At 31.4% G+C, this 15794-nt stretch carries 17 protein-coding genes; all 17 read right to left on the reverse strand.

Annotated features, from left to right (window positions below):
* Positions 1-4: 4 nt before the first annotated feature.
* Positions 5-745 carry a LytR/AlgR family response regulator transcription factor gene (locus WFZ85_RS14255; protein WP_342696962.1) on the reverse strand — a complete coding sequence of 247 codons (741 nt, stop codon included), beginning with the start codon at positions 743-745 and terminating at the stop codon, positions 5-7.
* Complete coding sequence (locus WFZ85_RS14260) at positions 738-1715, reverse strand: sensor histidine kinase (protein ID WP_342696963.1); 978 nt, start codon at positions 1713-1715, stop codon at positions 738-740. Before WFZ85_RS14260 ends, WFZ85_RS14255 begins: the two co-directional genes overlap by 8 nt.
* A 64-nt stretch (positions 1716-1779) precedes the next feature.
* Entirely contained in the window at positions 1780-2643 is an 864-nt protein-coding gene (locus WFZ85_RS14265; protein ID WP_342696964.1) for a DUF4249 domain-containing protein, read from the reverse strand.
* 37 nt (positions 2644-2680) lie between these two features.
* The gene (locus tag WFZ85_RS14270; protein WP_342696965.1) at positions 2681-5062 is read right to left on the reverse strand and encodes a TonB-dependent receptor; all 2382 of its coding nucleotides are present in this window, start codon (positions 5060-5062) and stop codon (positions 2681-2683) included.
* 722 nt (positions 5063-5784) lie between these two features.
* The gene (locus tag WFZ85_RS14275) at positions 5785-6501 is read right to left on the reverse strand and encodes a LytR/AlgR family response regulator transcription factor (protein ID WP_342696966.1); all 717 of its coding nucleotides are present in this window, start codon (positions 6499-6501) and stop codon (positions 5785-5787) included.
* Positions 6498-7469: a sensor histidine kinase gene (locus tag WFZ85_RS14280; RefSeq protein WP_342696967.1), complete on the reverse strand. Its 972-nt coding sequence runs from the start codon at positions 7467-7469 to the stop codon at positions 6498-6500. Before WFZ85_RS14280 ends, WFZ85_RS14275 begins: the two co-directional genes overlap by 4 nt.
* A 2-nt stretch (positions 7470-7471) precedes the next feature.
* Positions 7472-8296 carry a CPBP family intramembrane glutamic endopeptidase gene (locus WFZ85_RS14285; protein WP_342696968.1) on the reverse strand — a complete coding sequence of 275 codons (825 nt, stop codon included), beginning with the start codon at positions 8294-8296 and terminating at the stop codon, positions 7472-7474.
* Positions 8286-8600, reverse strand: a complete 315-nt coding sequence (locus tag WFZ85_RS14290; protein ID WP_342696969.1) for a hypothetical protein — start codon at positions 8598-8600, stop codon at positions 8286-8288. Before WFZ85_RS14290 ends, WFZ85_RS14285 begins: the two co-directional genes overlap by 11 nt.
* A gap of 539 nt (positions 8601-9139) precedes the next feature.
* Positions 9140-9934 carry an SDR family NAD(P)-dependent oxidoreductase gene (locus tag WFZ85_RS14295; protein ID WP_342696970.1) on the reverse strand — a complete coding sequence of 265 codons (795 nt, stop codon included), beginning with the start codon at positions 9932-9934 and terminating at the stop codon, positions 9140-9142.
* Position 9935: 1 nt separating this feature from the next.
* Positions 9936-10376 carry a DUF2141 domain-containing protein gene (locus WFZ85_RS14300; protein WP_342696971.1) on the reverse strand — a complete coding sequence of 147 codons (441 nt, stop codon included), beginning with the start codon at positions 10374-10376 and terminating at the stop codon, positions 9936-9938.
* Positions 10377-10455: 79 nt separating this feature from the next.
* Complete coding sequence (locus tag WFZ85_RS14305; RefSeq protein ID WP_342696972.1) at positions 10456-11052, reverse strand: Crp/Fnr family transcriptional regulator; 597 nt, start codon at positions 11050-11052, stop codon at positions 10456-10458.
* A 290-nt stretch (positions 11053-11342) separates the two neighbouring features.
* Positions 11343-11696 (reverse strand): DUF6713 family protein, encoded by a 354-nt coding sequence (locus WFZ85_RS16480; protein ID WP_413789741.1) that lies wholly within the window; start codon positions 11694-11696, stop codon positions 11343-11345.
* A gap of 35 nt (positions 11697-11731) precedes the next feature.
* On the reverse strand, positions 11732-12073 hold the full coding sequence (locus WFZ85_RS14310) for a cupin domain-containing protein (protein ID WP_342696973.1): 342 nt from the start codon (positions 12071-12073) through the stop codon (positions 11732-11734).
* A gap of 119 nt (positions 12074-12192) precedes the next feature.
* Positions 12193-13614 (reverse strand): agmatine deiminase family protein, encoded by a 1422-nt coding sequence (locus tag WFZ85_RS14315; protein ID WP_342696974.1) that lies wholly within the window; start codon positions 13612-13614, stop codon positions 12193-12195.
* 37 nt (positions 13615-13651) lie between these two features.
* Positions 13652-13969 carry a DMT family transporter gene (locus WFZ85_RS14320; protein WP_342696975.1) on the reverse strand — a complete coding sequence of 106 codons (318 nt, stop codon included), beginning with the start codon at positions 13967-13969 and terminating at the stop codon, positions 13652-13654.
* Positions 13970-13986: 17 nt separating this feature from the next.
* Entirely contained in the window at positions 13987-14850 is an 864-nt protein-coding gene (locus tag WFZ85_RS14325; RefSeq protein ID WP_342696976.1) for a hypothetical protein, read from the reverse strand.
* Positions 14851-14899: 49 nt separating this feature from the next.
* Positions 14900-15340 carry a DoxX family protein gene (locus WFZ85_RS14330; protein WP_287785780.1) on the reverse strand — a complete coding sequence of 147 codons (441 nt, stop codon included), beginning with the start codon at positions 15338-15340 and terminating at the stop codon, positions 14900-14902.
* Positions 15341-15794: the final 454 nt, after the last annotated feature.

The following is a 15794-nucleotide window of genomic DNA, read 5'->3' on the forward strand; positions in this document are numbered from 1 at the left end:
AAAATTAATTTGACAACCAAGATTTAAATTCACCAACTTTTTCTACCGCTACAAAAATGTTTTCACTACCAAAGTTGGGATTCAAAATTATTTTTAATTTTAACTTTGAAACATAATACATCTCTTGAATTGAGTTTGCTGAGATTAAAAACTTTTTATTTACTCTAAAAAATTCTTTCGGATTAATCTCTTCCTCAATTTTTTTTAAACTAAAATCAAGTGGTAATTTTTTACCATCATTCAAACATGCAAAGGTCAATTTATCTTCTGAAAAAAAATAGGCAATGGTATCAATCGATACTGACTTTAATTGATTATTTAACTTCACTAAAAAACGATTTCGATATCTGGATTCCATATCAATCATCATTTTAGTATAATTAGGAAATGTTGTAAGACTTTTATATTTATCAATACTCTTTTTTAAATTTGGTATTGAAATTGGTTTTAAAAGATAATCAATACTATTTATTTCAAATGCCTTAATCGCATATTCTGAATAAGCAGTGACAAAAATAACAGGACAAGTAACATTAACTTCCTCAAATATTTTAAAACAATAATCATCAGAGAGATTAATATCTAAAAAAATTAAATCAGGTATACTTTCGCTTAAACGAGAAATGGCCTCCTTAACTGAATCAATCATTTCAACAACATTCATTTCAGGTTCAATCGATTCAATCATTTTCTTTAATCGCTCTGCTATCAATATTTCATCTTCAATAATAATAACTTTAATCATAACTCGACTTAATTAAGGGGATTTCTACTCTAAAAATATTATTTTCAATTTTAAAAGAAGGTTCTCCACAATTTAGTAAAACGTATTGTTTTTTTATACTTTTCATACCAATTCCAAAAGATTCCGTTTTTACAGCATTTATTTTAGGATTAAAATTATTCTCAATTATCAATTGCTCTTCTCTAGAATAGATGCAAATTTTCAAAGGATTATGTTTATCAAAAACGGTATGTTTTAAAGCATTCTCGATTAATATTTCAAGCGTTAGAGGAGGTATTAAATAATCTAATTTAGAAACATCAACAGAACTCTCAAGTTTTATTAACCCCTGATGTCGAATCAATTGAAGTTCAAAATAAGAATTTAGTAGTTTGAGTTCTTCAGATAAAGTAACTAAAATTTCATCAGAATTAGTGAGACTGTATCGAAAAACATTGGATAATTCCTCCACAAATTTTATTGCTTTTTCAGGTTCAGTATCAATTAAACTAGTAATATTACTAAAACAATTAAAAAGAAAATGAGGGTTTAGTTGATTCTTAAGTGACATATATTTATCATTAAGATTTTCAATCTCATTTTCTTTTAGCCTTATTTTTAATTCCTTTTTTTCAAATTCGTTTTCTAAATAAATCTCAAATAAATAAATAAATAAAACTACACTACTTACAATTATTAAAATGGCAAAAAAAAGCGTATCAAAAAAAATCAAATCTTCATCATCATTAAATAAGACCAAGGAAATTAGTCTTAGTAGAAAACTAAAAAATATAATTGTAGCAATACTGACGAAAAAAAGGAATGTTCTTTTGTTGAATAATTCAACTCTTTTGTAATAATAACTTTCAATTGTTCTCTTTCTAATCAAATAAATTATTAAGATAAAAATAAAACTTAGCGGAAATAAATAAATCTGATCTTGTATAGCTTCAAAAAAAGAACTTTCATTATAGTCTTCTAAAAAATTCAAAAAACTAAATATAAAGCAAATTATACTATACAAGATCAATCTATTCTTCATTCCTAAATTAAAATTACTCAATCAAAATACTATCCTCTTCTATATCTACGGCATAAAAATAACCTAAAATTCTATTAGTAGGATTTGATGTGTTTATAATATTACTTCTTATAGAAGCAGGTGGTGGATTTCCAACAAAAGAAATACCCTGATTGCCCGTTTGTGTAAATAACTCAAATAGAAATTGATAGTATTTTTTTGATATTCCTAATTGTTGTGCTTTTGCCACATCACCAATTTCAAAAGAAACTTCTTCATTTGGATTAATTCCAATTCTTTGTTGACCGTCAAAAAACCTATCGGTTACAATTAATGTTTCTGAATTACCGGGATCAGGAACAATGGTAAAAATATCGTTTTTGAAAACTCTATAATAATAATAATTTTCAACACCAATAGGATCAGTAGAGTCAAATTTTAAAAAATAACCGGAATCTGTTATAAATGTTTCTTCTTCAAATTCATAATAAAAATTGTCAAATGGAGGTACCTCGTTTAAAGTATCTGAACCCACATAGGTCTCATTATTCCAAACAATTGTAATGGTATAAGTTTTACCGATTTCTGGTAATAAGTTGTTGTTTGTATAATTGCCGTTTTGTGTATAAACAAAATTCCAAGTAGTATTTCCATCCGATACAGTTACAATTGCGTCTGAAACAAAAGGATTGTCTGAATTATCTAAAAAAGGTATTGATTTAGTTAATTTAATTACTTGAGTTGTATTGTCTGCTTTACGTTCAATTCCACCCTCAATAACAAGACGTTCAATTGAGTTAAGAGTAATATCATTTGTAACATCTTCTTCACAAGAAATGAAAACAATAGAAAAAATTACAATATGTAATACTTTTTTTATTTTATTTATGGTGCTCATGTTTTTATTTTTTTAGTTATATAATGTTGAAGTCATTTTAAAATTTAAATTCATAGGTTACACTTGGAACAATCCCAAAAAATGACAATTTGGTTGCTTCAGTATTTCCAGTTGCAATTTCTACATCGTTTACTTCACTAATTTCCCTGAAAAATATGGAGGCAGCATTTTGTCTGTTATATAGATTAGCTATACTAAAAATCCATTTACCGGTTTTATTACTATCTTTTTTAGGATTTAAAGTTGCAGAAATATCTAAACGGTGATATACAGGAAGTCTATTCCCGTTTCTTTCACTATAGTCAGCCACAACTAACCCATTTTGTTCATATCGTCCTGTTGGATATGTTACTGGTCTTCCAGTACTAAAAGTAAATACCCCACCAAATTCCCATCTTGAATTCGTTTTATAGAGTCCTACAAGATTTAATCGGTGTAATTGATCTACATTATTGTCATAGTATTCATTGTTATTTATTCCGTTTATCCTATTCTCGCTTTTTGATAAAGTATAACTTAACCAACCGGTTAATTTACCCGTATTTTTATTAAGTAAAAACTCTAAACCATAGGCTCTCCCTACTCCTTGAACAACTTGAGTCTCGACATCTTCTCTAAAAAGTAAATCAGCACCATCTTTGAAATCAGTAACATTAGTTAATTTTTTATAATAAGCTTCTACCGAAAAATCATAGCTACTTTCTTTTACATTCGAAAAATAACCTAAAGCGATTTGATCTGCATACTGCGGCTTTATGTATGGCCCACTTGGTGTCCAAACATCTAATGGTGTAGGTGATGTTGTATTAGTTACTAGATGTATATACTGATACATTCTATTATAACTCGTTTTAAAAGAATTTCTATCATTTAATAAATATCGCATTGAAAAACGCGGTTCCAAATTATTAAATTGTTTTATAACCTCTCCAGAACCATATTTTTTTTCACTTACAACTTCATTCTCTTCATAAACTCCATAAACAGGATCAAAGCTTAGAGGTTTTCCCGTTTCATAAATCCTTATACTTTCATTACCCAATCTCATAAAATTTGAAAATCTTAAACCTGCTTGAATGTTTAGTTTTTCAGACAAATCAAACTCCGTATCAATATACATTCCGTTTTCTAAAGCAAAATTATTTTGAAATTTCTCCGCACTAATACTTGATCCATTGATTGCAGAAATTCTTCCAGGATTAAATTTATAATGTGTAATATCAACACCGGTTCTCACAGTGGCTTTTGAACTAGCATACCAAGTTAATTTAGGTTTAAAATTAAAGTTTGTAATATTTGATTTCCACCTAAACTCAGAACCTGATCTTAAATTATCTAACTCATAATCATAATTAGAAAAAATAGCTGAAGTTTGAAAAAATAATTTTTCACTTATTGCATTTGTCCATCTAATTGTTCCGATTGCATTACCCCAAGATGTTCCAATAAATTTAGGAAGTTCAAATCTGTCTCGACCAAAGTATCCTGAAACAAAGATTTTATTTTTTTCATTTAAGTCATAGTTGGCTTTTAAATTCAAATCATAAAAAAAGAGAACATTATCTTTAAAATCGCTATCCAAAAAAGTAAAAGCGTCAACATAAGAGCGTCTTCCTGCAAACATATAAGAACCTTTCCCTATTCCAAGAGAATCTTTTTTTATAGGACCTTCAACTAATACCCTACTCAAAATTAAACCAATTCCTGCTTCACCATTAAATTCTTTCTTATTTCCCTCTTTTTGACGTACATCTAACACAGATGATAATCTACCTCCATAAGTAGATGGAATTCCTCCTTTATATAACTTTACATCTTTAATGGCGTCTGAATTAAACACTGAAAAAAATCCAAACAAGTGTGATGCATTATAGATTGTTGCATCATCTAATAAAATTAGATTTTGATCTGCATTTCCTCCCCTAACATTGAAACCTGAAGATGCTTCATTGACGCTTGAAACTCCGGGAAGTAATTGTATTGATTTAATCACATCAGGTTCTCCTAATATAGCAGGTAGTTTCTTGATTGTAGAGGCTTTTAAAGTATTTACACTCATTTCAGTACTCTTCACTTTGTTCTCAATTTTTGTTGTGGATATTACAACTTCATTAAGATTAAAAGAGTCATCTTCTAATTTGAAATCTATTTTTAAATTAGACTTTATTTCAATCTCCTTCTCTATAGTTTTATAACCCAGATAACTTACATAAATAATATGTTTACCCTCCTCTAGCGAAAAAGAAAAATAACCATATTCATTGGTTACATTTCCTGATTTAGAATTGGTATAAACATTTACACCAAATAATTTTTCTCCTGTCTTCTTATCCTCCACATACCCTGAGACTGTGACCTTTTTTTGCCCATAACTAAAAAAGGAAAGTAATAAAAAAAACATCAATACATTTTTTCTCATAGTAATTAAATTTAGATTTTACACAAAATTATACTTGGCTTTAAAAAAGCAAATACAATTTATGATGAACCTTGAAAATGACTGATGAACCATCGATTTTAAGGAACAAAACTATTAACTTGAGACTATTTAAAGGCATTCATAGTTTTGAAGAACAACTCTTAAGTTATAGAAAAATCAACCAAACCCTCTTATCTTGAGCGTATTGCTCAGTTACTTTCTACATTTTTAGAGGAACATTACAAGAGATGAACTTTTATCAACAACTAAAACAAACACTAGCAATTATTAAATCAACCAGCAATTATATGGCACAATTGTGTTACAAAAAATGTATAGTTGTATACATTTGGAGATAATCGATAACTTAAATTCTGTTATACATTATTTATTTTAAATTACGAAGTCAAATGGGTAGTAATAGTTTAGGAAATTCACAAACTCCTGTTGCAACAGGATCGAAAAAAACGATAATATTTAGCCTTCCCCTATAAGAAAGATTACCAAAAAAATAGATTTTCGGTTATAAACTTCTGTTTTTACAGTAATATTAATCATCTTTACGTTTATATGGATGTGTAAATATCTAAATTTGGAACACAAAAACGCCTTTCAATATTGAACATAATAAATAAGAACAAAGCTGTAAATTTAAAATTCCCTTCGAATTGTAAAGATAAAAAAATACCCTACCTAATGCAATCTCACGCAAGCTAAATAACTCACTTGTTAGCTTGTATTAATAGTTCTAAATTTGGTTTAAAGGTAGCAGAAATTGGAATTACTTTTTTTTGAATCATAATCATATTGCCTTCAATTCTTTGAATCTGAGAAACGTTCACAATAAACGATTTATGTACTCTGGTAAATTGCTTTTTGGGTAATTTATATTGAAGTTCTGTCAGGGTATCTAATACCATTATTGGCTTTTCATTTAGCGTATGAATTTTTACATAATTCCCGCTTCCTTCAACGAATAAGATGTCTGTAAAATAAAACTTATGAATCTTTTTGTCGGCTTTGAAGAACATGAAAATTGGTTCTTCAGCTTTTTCTTCGGTTTGGGTTGTTGCTAATGATGTGTTGTGAGGCATTAGAATCTTATTTACAGCCTTCAAAAAGCGTTCAAAAGGAATAGGTTTAAGCAAATAATCGGTTATTCCATACTCATAGCTTTCCGCACCAAATTCAGAAAAGGCGGTGGTCAAAATCACTTTCGGAGGATTTTGTAATGTTTTAAGCATATCCAGCCCGGTTAATGAAGGCATTCTTATATCGAGAAATAACAGATCTATTTTCTCTCGGTGTAAAACATTCAGGGCTTCAAAGGCATTGCTGCACTTCCCAACCAAATGCAGAGCGTTTATCTGGGAGATGTATTTTTCCAAAATCTGTTGAGCGATAGGCTCATCATCTACAATTAAACAATTGAATTTCATAGCTGAATATGTAAAATGACCTTAAACTGATTAGCTGTTTGCTCTACATCAAGTTGATGTTTATGGGGATAAATAAGCTGAAGTCTTTTTTTTAAATTTTCTAGACCTGTGCCGCTTTTTTCAGAATTTTCCGTTGATTTTCCAACTGAATTTATAGCCTCAAAAAAGAGCTCATTATTTTGTACCGATAAAGAAAAGTGTGCAAAACTGTCAGCTAAAATTTTGTTTAATCCGTGTTTAAAGGCATTTTCCACCAACGGAATAAATAGTAAGGGCGCAACGAATAGCTCCTTATTCATTCCGGAAACCTTAAAATTTATATCCGTTTTTTGGCTTAAACGAATCTTTTCCAAACTCAAATAATCATCTATAAATTGTATTTCTTTATTCAAATTTACCAAATCTGTTTTGCTGCTTTCTAACAAATAACGCATCAAATCAGCCAATTTGAGTGTAACATCCGAGGCTTGTTGATTTTGGTTTTGAGTAATGAGTCCATAGAGGTTGTTTAAGGTGTTGAATAGGAAATGTGGATTGACTTGTGATTTGAGCAATGCCAGTTCTGTTTTAAGTTGTTCGTTTTCTGCTTTTATTAAGAGTTCTTGTTTTCGTGAATACTCTCTGAAAAACTTGAAAGAACTTGTAATTACAAAAATGAAAAATAAATTGATAAAATGCTGGAATAGTGGAAGATTAAAATTTGCGTTTGCTGATGGGATTATGAACCATAATATAAAAGCACCTAAACCAATAGTTAAAACAAGAAGTAATAAGTAAACTAGATAGTTTCTTTTGAAAAGAAATTTTGGAAAAAGTATGTAAAGATTTGCGTAAACTACCGATGCAGAAACTCCAAGCAATATGAACCACGTTAGAATATCTCGCGTGTTTGCGTCAGGGTTTTGTTGCCAAAATAGCAAAATGAAGAAGCTCCAAAATGCAAGGTGATATAATACTCTTAACCTCATTACTATTTTCTAAAAAATTTGTACACCAACCCAACAAGTATCAGTAAAGCAATAATATGAAAACTAAAATAACCCCAATTAATTTCCCAACTAAACGCCTCATTAGTAGCTTCGGATAAATCAACAAATATAAGTGACAAAATTAAATTATTTGCATTATGTGCTCCCGACACAAACTCTATTCTGTTTTGTAGAATTACTATTATTGCAAAGGCAACCCCAAATGCCCAAGATGATAGAAAGCTTTCTATTCCATACCCAAAATGTAACACCCCAAAAATAAGGCTATTCAGTATAACTAAGGTTACTACTTTTTTGATAAGCAAGTGCATACCTTGAAGCAAATAACCTCTTAATACTAATTCTTCAAAAAAGGATTGGACTCCAATAGCCACAAAGCCTAAAAGAAGTAAAGAAGCGAATTGATAGAGGTTAAAATTAGTAACAAAATCTTCTAATTTTTGGTAATCAAATATTGTAGAGCCAATGAACAATAGACTTCCCCACGCCAAAAAGCCAATGAAATACTGCCTCCAACTAAACGTACCTTTATTAGAGATAAATGACATTTTGGATCGTTGATGTAGTTTGCTCGCCACGAATAGAAAAGCAAATAGTGTTAAACCAAATATTACCAAAACAAGACTATATGTAAAAAGACCTTTTCCAAAGTCGTTGTCGGGAAACAGCTGTTTAATATTTGGAAGAACAATGCGAATTAAAATATTCACTAAAGCAATAACTACAGCTAATGAGAATATGCTTAAAGCATAATGCCACCACTTGTTTTTTCCTAATGAAGCATTTTCTATAAAACTACCTTTCATTGCCTTGGGATTTTAACGGTTGATTATTCTTTTTCTTTTCAGTCCATTGGATTGCTCCCCAAAGAATGCTCTTTCGCTCTTGTTTTGTACTATCCACAGCAGGTTCAGGTAATGAAGTTGAGAACTCAGGTTTTTCAACTTCAAATACAATCGACTTGCTTTTTGGATAATTTTTTGATTTGAAAATTCCCCACAGAAATGAGTATTCCTTTTTCTCATTTTTAGGTGGGCTTTGGACAGTGTTTTGTGCATTTGCCGCAAGTGAAGTCAAAACGACTCCAATAATTAAAATTACTCTTTTCATTTTTAAAATGTTTAAATGTTAATGAACAGTGTAAAATTCTATAAAATGAATTTGCCACTAAAATTAGATTGACCACCTCTTTTATAAATCGTTTCAAATGGGTTATTTTTTATGTAAGTCGGACTTGACTATTCAGAATTTTATGAATCTTTTTCCAAAAATCAATCCCCTAACGGCTGCATGGTTTTGATAAAGTAAACCGCATCAATAACCTTATGCCAATTTTTGGATGTTATATAACTGTATTAGTCAAAAAGAAGTAAGCTAGTACCATTTGAGAAGAATGGTTCATTTATAGATTGTCTTAGTGTCAAACCAGAAAATTAAAAAAAGTAAGCATAACAATTAATCTAATGCAATATTTATACTTTCAAATAAGTATGTAAACCACTTATAATAATATTACTATTCACTTTTATATTGAAAATTACTTAACTAAAAGAATGGATTTATTTCTAAACCTTTATCAAAGAAACATCTAAATGGTATAAAAAGTTACCCAATTTAAATTGCATTATTAAATTCTCTATTTTTTTAAGCTACAGGAAAAGCAAACTGTTCGCTTTCATAACCCTAGCTGCTAAGTTCAATCGAAATTTACTGGAAGGCGTAATGCTCGAAAAAAAAGCCAAAATTTTGTTTTTAAAACCCGGAACTACATGAAGTTTGCCTTTCATCATTCCATTGAAGCCAACTACAGCAACATCAATGGCACTCATTACACCGCTATCGTATAGTTTAGCATGTTTCATATCTGCCCTTTCTATAAAATCAGTTTTTGTAGCACCTGGTGATAAAACGGTAGCGGTTACACCTGTGTTTTCAAATTCTTTATGAAGGGCTTCAGTTAAACTTATCACGTATGCTTTAGAGGCTCCATAAACGGCAAAATAAGGATCAGGCTGAATGCCAGCTGTTGAAGCAACATTTAAAATTCTGCCCTTTCCATTTTTTTTCATTTCTTTAGCGTAGTAATAAGTTAGCTCCGTCAAAGCGATGATGTTTAAATTCAACATTTCAGTATACTTTTCCATACTTCGTTCTATAAACAAGCCGTAATCACCAAAACCTGCATTATTAACGAGGTAGGTTACAGTGAGATGATTGTTTGTCACACAGTTGTAAATAGCTTCACGCCCATCGCTTAGGGATAAGTCTGTAGCGACACAAAACACATTGATGTTATACTTATCCAAAATGGTATTTTTGACAATTTCAAGTTTATGTTTATTTCTTCCAGCCAACAAAATATCAATATCCTTCTTGGCAAATAACAGGGCTAATTCAAAACCTATGCCCCCTGAAGCACCCGTAATTATTGCTACCTCTTTCATATTAGTCAATCAATTTTATGGAAATTGTACTATTCGCATGGTTAAATGTAAATTTGCAATCGGAGAAACTCGGACTCGAAAGCTTTGGCTTAAAATTATTGGAAAAGCCAAATGGTTCTTTAGGGTAGCCAAAAAGATTTTTATCCAGTTTTCCATTACCATTTAAGTCATGAGAAATGGCTACTGCATACTCTCCAACAGGCACTTCAAATTCAACTATTTCTGAAGAACCTGATGTGGGAACTTTAATGTTTTTCCAATATTTGTTAAAAGCGGGAAAATCATCACCAGCTCTGTATATACCTACATAAAGTATTTTATTGTTTTCTTTAATGTTGGTAATTTTAATGGTAAGCTTTTTTGTAGCTACAACTGCTTGTCCTTTAGCCCCAACCGTGACAAAAAAAACCAGTAGGAGAAATAAAAATTTGAAAATTTGCATATCAATTTCGTTTTAAAATTAAGATGCAAAGTTGAAATCCTTCTCCAATACTTTCATTCACATTTGTGAAGAAATGAATTTAGGGCTTACTTATCTCTTTTCTCAATCTGCTGAGGCTTTGTGGAGCCACCCCCAGGTAAGAGGCTATCAAGTAGTGTTGAAACTTGTTGAGCAAATAGGGCTCGTCTTTTAAAAGTTGCAGATACCTTTCTTTAGCATTTGAAGTAAGTAGTGTAAATGCTCGTTTATGAACATTTTGATAAGCTGTTGCCGACATAATACTTGCCACTTTTTCAAGATTGATTGATTTTGAAACTATCTTTTGAATGTTAGTGTAACTCAAAGTTATTGCTTCAATATCTTCAAGAGCTTCAATAGTAAAATGGGAGGGTGTTTGTCTCAAAAAGCTATGATAATCTACCAGGAAATAGTTTTCAAATTTTGAATCAGCATCGTTAAAATGAAAATTCCAGGTAAACTCCTGCCCCTCGTGATTAACAAAATAGGACCTTGCTTTACCAGAAACCGTAAACAGTATAGAATTGCAAATACTACCTTCTTGCACTATTTTATCTCCCGCCTTATAGCTCTTATTTGATAGTACATTTTCTAAAGCAATAGTGTCCTCATTGGATAGCGAAATAAACTGGTATATAAATTTTACAAACAGGTTCATTTATTATATTGAATTTTGAATTTGGGTCGCCTTTTTTTATGTTGGCCAACGATCAAAAGCTCCTCGAAGTGAGGAACTTTTACTATATAATTTTGTCACGATGAATTTCGGTATGAAAAACTAATGTTTTAGTAACCGCCAAACAATCTCTGAATCACAACAAACACAGCTTTGGGGGTTGTATTTTTAGCTATTGCCTATTTTGACCATTGGTTCATTGAGTCCTGCCCGCTTCATAACTGTTGTATAATCATAAGATACTACGGCATATTGATTTTTCAATTAACATTCTAAGCTATTAAGTCGAGCAGCCCACATAAGCCTGCACCAATTATTATGGTCCAGGAAATCCAGTCTTTGAACTTATTGTTTTTATGTTTAAGAAACATAATATGAAGTCCTAGATGCACAATCATAAAAATATTAAACCCTTTCATAAACGCTTCTATGTCTTGGCTGTGTGTCAGCTGCCAGAATATAAAGAAGAATAAAGGGATATGAGCAAAAACAAATATTATGTGTCCTAATTTGTCACTAAGCAATGAAAGTCCTGGGAATATTCGCCACTCTCGGCAACGTATGGCGTCCATTTCGTGTATTGTCAAAAGTGAAAGTCCTAAATAAAAGAAAATATGTTCTGTCATATTATCTTGTCTGTAAAATGTTTTTCGGTGTTAGTTTATTCATTAAACTCTATATATTCTGTGTCTTCTTCGTCACTTTCAAAACATAAATTTACTGTTCGACCAATAGCAATTGTACGATGAATTATGCCCGATTTTATGCAATATGTATCGTTTGGAAAAAGGTCTACAAATTCTCCGTTTTCAAATTCAATTCTCAGATTTCCTTCAAGAACTATGAATAGCTCATCTGTCCTATTGTGTCTATGCCAAGGAAAAGTATTGTTTTTGTTAATTGCTATTCTTAAACAATGGTCATTTACTGAAACAACCTTGTCATTGTAATGATGCTCAAGAATATTTTTTTCAAGGTCAACTAGATTAATCTTATCAGTCATATGGTATCTTTCTTAAGGTTGCAGTTAACGGCCAGCCAATTTCAAAAATGCCTGCAAAATCAAAATTACCTAAGTCAATTATTAAATCAAATAAGAAGCCAAAGTTATCCAAATTTTATCTACTTAAACATCTCTTTTGTTTGACAATGCACTGAGCCAACCGGGTACTTACTAAAATTAATTCCAATTATCTTATAATTTGGCATAGCTTTTCGATATGCATCAAGAGCTGCAATATCCTCGCTAACACCAAAAACAGGAATAATTACCGATCCGTTTAGGGTTAAACTGTTGATGTAACTCCAGAAATTAACGGATTCATTATTGGTTTTAGGCATTCTAAGCCGAATAATCTTATAATTATTGCCATCGATGGATTTTGTTTCTGAAAGCTCTTTCGCTATATTTTCAAAGTCCTGATACCACTTATAAGAAATATCGCTCTCGATAACCATTAGTGTGTTTTTATCGACAAACTTAACTACCATATCAATATGACCAGTAAGCTCATCTTTTAGCAATGGTAAAAGAATTAGATTTTTGCACCCATAATAATCCTTCATTACCTTCTTTAACTTACTCAGGTTATAGTCTGGATTATTGACTAAAACTGAATTAAACATAATAAAAGTTCCCTCTCCATCGGTAATAATATTACCGCCCTCAACAATCAAAGGAACCCTATAAACGGGGATGTCAAAGTATCTTCCCAAATCACAAGTTGCATCTGCACTAAGCTTGTGGTACGAATTATACTCTTCATAATAGTTATTCCAAATAAAAATCTTTTCACCATTACTATTTATCACTGTTGTAGGTCCATAATCTCTTGTCCAAACATCATCGGTATTTATGTAAGCAAAACGGATATTAGCAAGCGATATAGCTTTCTGCTCAAAGTAAAGCATAACAGCTTTTTGCCAATACTCATTGGGAACCAAAACTATTGCTTCTGCCTCACTTGAAATTGAATTGATCAACTCTGTATGCGTTTTCCATTGCCCTGGATAATATATTGGGAAGGAAACAAATACCGATTTAATTGGCTCAAATTCAGCAGGCAATCTAACGGGATGGGTGGGTGTTGCATTCATAAATGCTTTTGTAAAGTCATTTTTGGGAACTATTAGATTTTGAGAGATTGATATTTTCTCCAATTTGAATTGTGCTTGCTCAACGGATAATTGCATCTCGTTTAACAAACTGGTCACTTTCAAATAGTTCACTATATCATTTTCTGATTCAAGTGAGTTGATAGCAGCATCAAACCTATAAGCATATTTTTTTCGTACTGTCTTTTCAATACTTGAAATCATGTTCTCATCGATAAACTGTTTTGTCCACGGAGCTGCATTGGCAATTATATTTTCGTAACCAAAACTTGTATAGGTTTGAAAAGGAAGATTTACATCATTATTCGAAAAATAATCATTGCCTTGCTTTTCTAATTGCCATTGTACTAATTTGCGAGGCAGAAAATAGCCCGCAATTATTCCTATTACAAAAAACACGCATCCAATCATAATTAATTTTGCTTTCATTTTATTTCTCTACGTAATTTTTATATCTATTCTTTATTTAATTAGCCAACTTTAGTCCAACAATTCCTATAACAATCAAAAGAGCAGAGAACATTCTCCAGAAACTGGCAGAATCGCCAAAATAAAATATCCCAATCAATAAAGTGCCTACGGCTCCTATTCCTGTCCATACAGCATAAGCAGTCCCAATAGGGATAGTTTTTTGAGCAAGCCATAAAAACACCCCACTCAAACTCATTGAGATTACAGCGATTAGTATTCCTAATATCTTTGAGGGCATAGTCTGGGATAATTTTAGTCCCAACGGCCAGCCAATTTCAAAAATACCTGCCAAAATCAAATAAAACCAGTTCATATATATTGTGCTTTTTACTACTTCCTTTTAAGTTTGGTCGTACTAAAAACCTTCCATGTTTTTCCCAAATCGTATGAACGTTCTTCTAAAATGTCGAATGAATCAGGAGTAATATTTGTCCAGCGATTTCTATTCAGATAATCTGATTTTGAAGAACTAGCAATTCTCACCATCACCACGTCTTTCCCTTCAACTACCCACTTGTATTTGGTGTAATTTCCATTTCTAAACATAAATGTTTCGATCCAAGCTTTTTCCGCAGGGTCATAGTACCCACTTGTTAAGTAAGAACCACTCCTATTATATAACAGAAATTTCTTGTTGAGACAACATCCCTCGGTACTTAATGAAATAATTAGTCTTCCAAATAATTGTTCTTTTCCATCTTCAACAATATATTCTTCCCAATCTCCTAGGAAAGGTCTTAAAATTTCAAATTGTTCTCCAATACACTGAGCGGAGTATTTTATATCCGATTTATTTTGAACAGTCTCAGATTTAACGATTTTCCCTAAGTCTTTAAAGCTTAATCCGTTTATGTTTATTGTTTTATGGGCTTTACTAATGGCTTGCCATTTTTCAGCAATATCAGTATAAGTTCCAGTGGTGAAATATTCAACAGCTACAATAAAATCCCAAGTTAAAGAGTCATTTTTACTGATGTTTTCAATTAACTCATAGTCATTGAATAGTCCTTGCCTTACCGCAATACTATCCATTGCAAACCAATTTTTCTTTAAAAATATTTTGAGATTCTCTTTTTGACCATTAGCAGCTTTTAAATATGTGTATGTCCAAGTATTTTGATTATTCGACTGGGCTTTCACCTTAACAGCCACACTAAAAAACAGGAAAATCAATACTAAACTTACTTTTCTCATAATCATTATTATTTTATTGAAAGCCTACTTTTTATAAGGCTCTCCTTAATTAGCTTTTCTTTTCCTCATTAAATTTCGTCAAGAAGTAATTATCTAATGATACCTTACCGGGGCCTGCCAAAAAGATCGTTAACATCACAGCGGCATAAGCAAACGGCATTTCGCCATCTCCAAAAAAATCTCCCTTATCAGCAATGAATCCAGCTACCAACATCGTTACAAAAATTAAGAAGGCTCCAAATCTAGTGAATAGTCCAAACACCAACATAAAACCTCCAAATAACTCAGCTCCTGTTCGCAAGTAAGCCATGAATAAGGGTAGCGGAAAATGTAAATCTTTTTCAAGATAGTCAGCAAAACCAACCATGGCTTTTGTATCAAAAAAGCCGTTCCCATGATTGATAAATAAAATTCCCAATATTACTCTCAGCACTAAAATGTAGTTTTGAGTAATTGGTTCTGTTCCGTAAAATAATTTTGTCAATTTCATAGTGAAAGTATTAAATTTTGCCTACTTAGTGAATGGGGTTTCGGCATGTCCCAAATTCGTTCATATTTTCAATTAAAAGTCTTTCTATATTGCTACTAACGTCAGACTGTGAAAATACTAAAAATAAGCCTTTGAGAATCGTCTGTACAGAATTTTTCTCCGATAGGTATCCGAATAACTTCTCTTTTTAATTGAGTTTTTTCACAGCCTGACGTTTTCGGGCTTGGCGAAGGTGGCGGATTTCGGAGAAAAAAAACTGGCAATACACCACAAAAGTTGATGCGAGGTAGAATTTTTAATTAACCATTTCACCCGCCATTGAGCCAAACCGCTGTGCGTGTTGCACAACTCAAATATACAAAACCTTGTAAATAAATTTGATTTTTTTTAAATTTACTCATGCAAGGAAAAAAGACATTTACACCACAGTTATTTGTATCGGTAAATTTGTTGG

Source organism: Flavobacterium aureirubrum, from assembly GCF_038739835.1.
Taxonomy (GTDB): domain Bacteria; phylum Bacteroidota; class Bacteroidia; order Flavobacteriales; family Flavobacteriaceae; genus Flavobacterium; species Flavobacterium aureirubrum.

What these genes read in the sequence shown, in the direction of transcription:
- WFZ85_RS14315 (WP_342696974.1), bottom strand. Translation starts at nt 13,614, where the DNA reads ATGAAAGCAAAATTAATTATGATTGGATGCGTGTTTTTTGTAATAGGA.
- WFZ85_RS14270 (WP_342696965.1), bottom strand. Translation starts at nt 5,062, where the DNA reads ATGAGAAAAAATGTATTGATGTTTTTTTTATTACTTTCCTTTTTTAGT.
- WFZ85_RS14325 (WP_342696976.1), bottom strand. Translation starts at nt 14,850, where the DNA reads ATGAGAAAAGTAAGTTTAGTATTGATTTTCCTGTTTTTTAGTGTGGCT.
- WFZ85_RS14330 (WP_287785780.1), bottom strand. Translation starts at nt 15,340, where the DNA reads ATGAAATTGACAAAATTATTTTACGGAACAGAACCAATTACTCAAAAC.
- WFZ85_RS16480 (WP_413789741.1), bottom strand. Translation starts at nt 11,696, where the DNA reads ATGACAGAACATATTTTCTTTTATTTAGGACTTTCACTTTTGACAATA.
- WFZ85_RS14275 (WP_342696966.1), bottom strand. Translation starts at nt 6,501, where the DNA reads ATGAAATTCAATTGTTTAATTGTAGATGATGAGCCTATCGCTCAACAG.
- WFZ85_RS14285 (WP_342696968.1), bottom strand. Translation starts at nt 8,296, where the DNA reads ATGAAAGGTAGTTTTATAGAAAATGCTTCATTAGGAAAAAACAAGTGG.
- WFZ85_RS14290 (WP_342696969.1), bottom strand. Translation starts at nt 8,600, where the DNA reads ATGAAAAGAGTAATTTTAATTATTGGAGTCGTTTTGACTTCACTTGCG.
- WFZ85_RS14295 (WP_342696970.1), bottom strand. Translation starts at nt 9,934, where the DNA reads ATGAAAGAGGTAGCAATAATTACGGGTGCTTCAGGGGGCATAGGTTTT.
- WFZ85_RS14320 (WP_342696975.1), bottom strand. Translation starts at nt 13,969, where the DNA reads ATGAACTGGTTTTATTTGATTTTGGCAGGTATTTTTGAAATTGGCTGG.
- WFZ85_RS14280 (WP_342696967.1), bottom strand. Translation starts at nt 7,469, where the DNA reads ATGAGGTTAAGAGTATTATATCACCTTGCATTTTGGAGCTTCTTCATT.
- WFZ85_RS14265 (WP_342696964.1), bottom strand. Translation starts at nt 2,643, where the DNA reads ATGAGCACCATAAATAAAATAAAAAAAGTATTACATATTGTAATTTTT.
- WFZ85_RS14255 (WP_342696962.1), bottom strand. Translation starts at nt 745, where the DNA reads ATGATTAAAGTTATTATTATTGAAGATGAAATATTGATAGCAGAGCGA.
- WFZ85_RS14300 (WP_342696971.1), bottom strand. Translation starts at nt 10,376, where the DNA reads ATGCAAATTTTCAAATTTTTATTTCTCCTACTGGTTTTTTTTGTCACG.
- WFZ85_RS14305 (WP_342696972.1), bottom strand. Translation starts at nt 11,052, where the DNA reads ATGAACCTGTTTGTAAAATTTATATACCAGTTTATTTCGCTATCCAAT.
- WFZ85_RS14310 (WP_342696973.1), bottom strand. Translation starts at nt 12,073, where the DNA reads ATGACTGATAAGATTAATCTAGTTGACCTTGAAAAAAATATTCTTGAG.